This window comes from Bradyrhizobium sp. MI1.4 (assembly GCF_055811315.1).
The window spans coordinates 1-4372 of the sequence record NZ_JBVVPP010000106.1 but is presented as its reverse complement, the minus strand read 5'-3'; the positions used below and the strand labels follow the sequence as shown (position 1 = coordinate 4372).

Here is a 4372-nt window from a genome sequence, read left to right as displayed (position 1 = left end):
CGGTTTCCTTGCGCTACATTTTCGCGCAGCGGACCGCGGGTGCCAGCCGGCACCCGGCCTTCCCTGCGCCCTCTTGGCTTTGAGGGTGGAATGACCAGGCAAAGCTCGGGCGAAACGCGCCGCGAGGACGCGAAGGCATGTCTGCAAGTTGAACCTGAATTGGAGGATGGCGATGCTGCCCTTTGCTCCGTCATTGCGAGCGTAGCGAAGCGTTCCAGCGTCCTACCGCGGAGAGATTCTGGATTGCTTCGCTGCGCTCGCAATGACGCTTTGAGAGAGTGCGCGCCTCACTCCGCACCAGAGTCCGCGTCACAATGTTTGCAACAACTTCTCGGCAGCCTTGATATCCGCTGTTTCCGAGCCCTGGGCGAAGCCTTCATACGCCAATTGAAGCCACCGCTTCGCTTCCTCGCGCCGGCCGCGTTCGACAAGGAGACCGGCGAGATCGATCGCGGCCCGCAGCTCCCAGGCCTTGGCACCTTTGCGACGACTCAATGCCAGTGATTGCACGAAATGGGCTTCCGCTTGATCGGCCTCGGGCTGGGCTCTGGCCAAGAGAACCCTGCCCTTCATGCGCAGCAGCTCGGGCATGTACAGATGATCGCCGCTTTGCTCGACGAGGCGGATCGCGTCGTCGAGCAGGCGCGCGCTCCGCTCGATCTGCCCAAGCGTCATCAAGCCCTGAACAAGCGCGATGTTGAACGTCGTGGTGAGCAACTCGTAACCGGCATCGTGGAGCTCACGCAGACACGTCCCGATCGTCTCGACGCCTTCGGCGGCATTGCCGCGCTGGATCGCCAGCTCGCCTTTGACGCCGCGGCCGACCGCAAGATAGGGCCCCATGGAGCGCGATTCGGCATGGGCGATGAAGCGGTCGATGTTCTCTTCCGCGGCATCGAGGTCTCCGCTCCAGAGATCGATCGAGACCGCCCAGATCAACGCAATGCAGAGCGTGATCGGATGGTCCATCTGGGCGGCCTCGACGACCGTCTGCCGGGCCAGTTGCATCGCATCCGCGGGGCGGCCCTGCAACCAAAACTCGCGCGCGAGCGAGATGCCGGCCCGGTTGCGGTGATCGAAGCCATAGACGGTGCTGATCCGTTCCGTGCCCGGCTTATGCCAGGCGGTCTCCAGCATCGTCAACGCGTCGCGATGCTCGCCGGCAAGATGCAAGGAGACACCGAGGAGCGAATGGGCGAGGGCGAGGGAGGCGGCATCGCCGAGTGTCCCGGCGACCGTGAGGCTTTGCTGCGCATAGCCGAGCGCGGCGTCGAACTGTCCCATCCGCTCGTGGAAGATATGCATGCGCCCGAGCAGCTGGAGCTGGTTCGGCGCGTCGCCGCGCGCCTCGGCGATCGCAAGGCTTCGGCTCAACGCGGCACGCGCCGCTTCGCTGCCGCCGCGCGTGAACATCAAGGTCAGTCCGAGCGCGGCCTGGATGTGCATTTCCTCGGCGCCGCCGCGCGAGGAAGGATCGAGCGCAAGCAGCGCCCGTTCAGACCAGCGCCGGCACTCGACCAGCAACGACATCGCGAGAAAAATTGGCGCTGCAGCTGCGGCCAGTGCAATGCCGATGCTGGCATCGCCGTCCGTGCCAAAACACCAGTCCAGCGCCGCGCGCACGTTGTGAAGCGCGGAGAAGTGGATCGCGCGCTCGTCGGCGCTCGGCACCGTGGCCCATGTCGTGCCGGCCTGCTCCAGCCATTGCCGGTAATAGGTCGCGTGGCGGGCGGCGAGCGCCGCGTCATCAGGTTCGATCTCGAGCAGATAGGCGCGCGTCGTGTCGAGCAGACGGTAACGCATCATGGCGCCAATCGGCCGCGCCGCGACCATCGACTTGGCCACCAGGCCGTCGATGGCATCGAACAGGCGGGAGCGGTCGACGCGTTCGTCCGGCACGATCTCGAGTGCGGCGTCGATAGTGAAGTGACCGGCGAAAACCGCGAGCCTGCGCAGCACGAGACGTTCGATATCGGACAAGAGCCCGTAGCTCCATGCCAGCGTCGCCTGCAACGTCTTCTGTCGCGGCGGCGCCGTGCGCTGGCCCTGCCAGAGCAGATTGAGGCGCTCGTCGAGCAGTGCCGCGGTCTGCTCCAGGCCGTAGGCTTCGACCCGGCCGGCGGCGAGTTCGATTGCCAGCGCCATGCCGTCCAGCTTGCGGCAGATCCCGGCGACGATCGCTGCATTGGCATCGTCGAGCGCGATCTGCGCGCCACCGGCCGTGGCACGTTCGAGGAAGAGTTGAAGTGCGGGATAAGTCTGCGCCGCGGCCGCCGTCAGACCGGGATGGTCGGGCGGAACGGCAAGCGGCGCCAGCCGATACACCTGCTCGCCCTCGACCCGCAGGGCTTCGCGGCTCGTCGCCAGAATGTAGATATTCGGTGCGGCGTGGAAGATCTCGGCGGCCAGCGGGGCCGCGGCTGCGATGACGTGTTCGCAATTGTCGAGGATCAGCAGCGTCCGCTTGTCCCGGAGATGCGCGAGCAGCGCAGGCAGGGGATCGTCGGTTTGCGCCGGCAAGCCCAGCATCAGCAGGATCGAGGTGATCACGAGATCGGGATCGCTCAGCGCGGCAAGATCGACGAAATGTGCGGCGTCGGAGAATGTCGCGAGCAGATCGTGAGCGATGGCAACGGCAACGGCGGTCTTGCCGACACCGCCCGGGCCGACGATCGTGACGAAGCGCGAACGGATGAGCCTGTCGGAGACGGCGGCGACCGCTTCGTCGCGCCCGACCATCCGTTGCAGCCGGTTCGGCAGTTTGACGGGCGGCAATTCCGTTCGCGCTACGGTGCGCCGATCTGCCGGGATATTTACCTGCGAGATCGGCGCCACGAAGCAATAGCCGCGGCCGGAGAGCGTGGTGATGTAGCGGGCACCGTCCTTGCCGTCGCCAAGGGCCTTGCGAAGCGCCGCGACGTGAAAGCGCAGATTGGCGTCCTCGACCGTCATGCCGGGCCACACCAGCGCCATCAGATCATACTTGCTGACGACCTGGTTCGGCCGCGACATCAGTGCGAGCAGCGTGTCGAAGGCCTTTGCACCGAGCGGCAGCGCGACGCCGTCGCGCATGACGAGTCTTTCATGCGGCGTCACAGTGAATGGCCCAAACGAGAGGGTTCCCGTTGCGGTGCCGGCCGGCTCGGTCATGGCGAAGTCCTGATCCTTTGGAACGGACCGGATAGCCAGATGATCGCAATCCGGCAAGGCCGTCCCACGCCGCGATCGGACCGCGGATGCAGGTCCTGTGAGGCGCGCGAACCGAGACCTCACAACTTCTCACAAGTCCCAACGGGTGTGTCGCGGCAGCCGCTGCTAGTGAGTTGCGCGACGGCAAGGAGACATTCATGACCCAAGCGGCAAAATTGCTCTACACGGCCCGGACCCGCACCAGTGGCGGGCGGCAGGACGGGATATCGCGCAGTTCCGACGGCCGTCTGGATGTCAAGCTGTCGCCGCCGGGCAGCAACGGCATCGGTACCAATCCCGAGCAATTGTTCGCGGCCGGCTGGTCGGCCTGCTTCGAAGGCGCGATGGAAATCGCGGCCCGCAAGCGGAAGATCGAGCTCCCCAGGAAATGTGCGATCGATGCGGAGATCGACCTCGTGCTCGACGAGGGCGCCTATTCGCTCAGGGCACGCCTCGATGTCAGCCTGCCCGGCCTCGATCGCGAGATCGCGCGCGGCCTCGTCGATGAGGCGCATCAGACCTGTCCCTATTCCAAGGCCGTCCGCGGCAACATCGACGTCACGGTCGCACTGATCTGACGCACCACCTCCAACTATCAGAAAGGTAGCAGCATCATGAAACAGATCATCGATCAGCACCGGCGCCAGTTTTTCGGCATCGCCGCCGGAACTGTCGCCGCTGGCCTCGGCGTGATCGGCCTCGCCCGCGCCGAATCGGAAGCGCTGCGCTCGACCGCGACGAATGCGTCGTTCGGCGCGATCAAGCAGATCGATGCCGGCGTCCTCAACGTCGGCTACGCTGAGGCGGGCCCTGCGAATGGTCCCGTCGCGATCCTGCTGCACGGCTGGCCCTACGACATTCACGCCTTCGTCGACGTCGCCCCGATCCTGGCAAAGGCCGGCTATCGCGTCATCATCCCTTATCTGCGCGGCTACGGCACGACCCACTTCCTCTCCGCCGAAACGCCGCGCAACGGCGAGCCCGCGGCAATGGCCGTCGACATCATCGCACTGATGGACAAGCTCGACATCAAGAAGGCGGTGGTCGCCGGATTCGACTGGGGCGCGCGCACCGCCGACATCATCGCCGCGCTCTGGCCGGAGCGCTGCCGCGCGCTGGTCTCGGTCAGCGGCTATCTGATCTCCAGCCAGGCCGCGGGCAACGCGCCGCTGCCGCCGTCGGC

3 protein-coding genes are annotated in these 4372 nt (G+C 65.8%); 2 read left to right on the top strand and 1 reads right to left on the bottom strand.

Annotated features, from left to right (window positions below; genetic code table 11):
* Window positions 1–309: 309 nt before the first annotated feature.
* Window positions 310–3150, bottom strand: a complete 2841-nt coding sequence (locus AC0L23_RS39675) for an ATP-binding protein (protein ID WP_085357215.1) — start codon at window positions 3148–3150, stop codon at window positions 310–312.
* A gap of 197 nt (window positions 3151–3347) precedes the next feature.
* On the opposite strand from AC0L23_RS39675, the gene AC0L23_RS39670 reads away from it, so the two are divergent.
* Complete coding sequence (locus AC0L23_RS39670) at window positions 3348–3767, top strand: organic hydroperoxide resistance protein (protein ID WP_085357217.1); 420 nt, start codon at window positions 3348–3350, stop codon at window positions 3765–3767.
* Window positions 3768–3803: 36 nt separating this feature from the next.
* The coding region (locus AC0L23_RS39665; protein ID WP_473358394.1) for an alpha/beta fold hydrolase at window positions 3804–4372 on the top strand (569 nt) is incomplete at its 3' end.

What these genes read in the sequence shown, in the direction of transcription:
- AC0L23_RS39670 (WP_085357217.1), top strand. Translation starts at nt 3,348, where the DNA reads ATGACCCAAGCGGCAAAATTGCTCTACACGGCCCGGACCCGCACCAGT.
- AC0L23_RS39675 (WP_085357215.1), bottom strand. Translation starts at nt 3,150, where the DNA reads ATGACCGAGCCGGCCGGCACCGCAACGGGAACCCTCTCGTTTGGGCCA.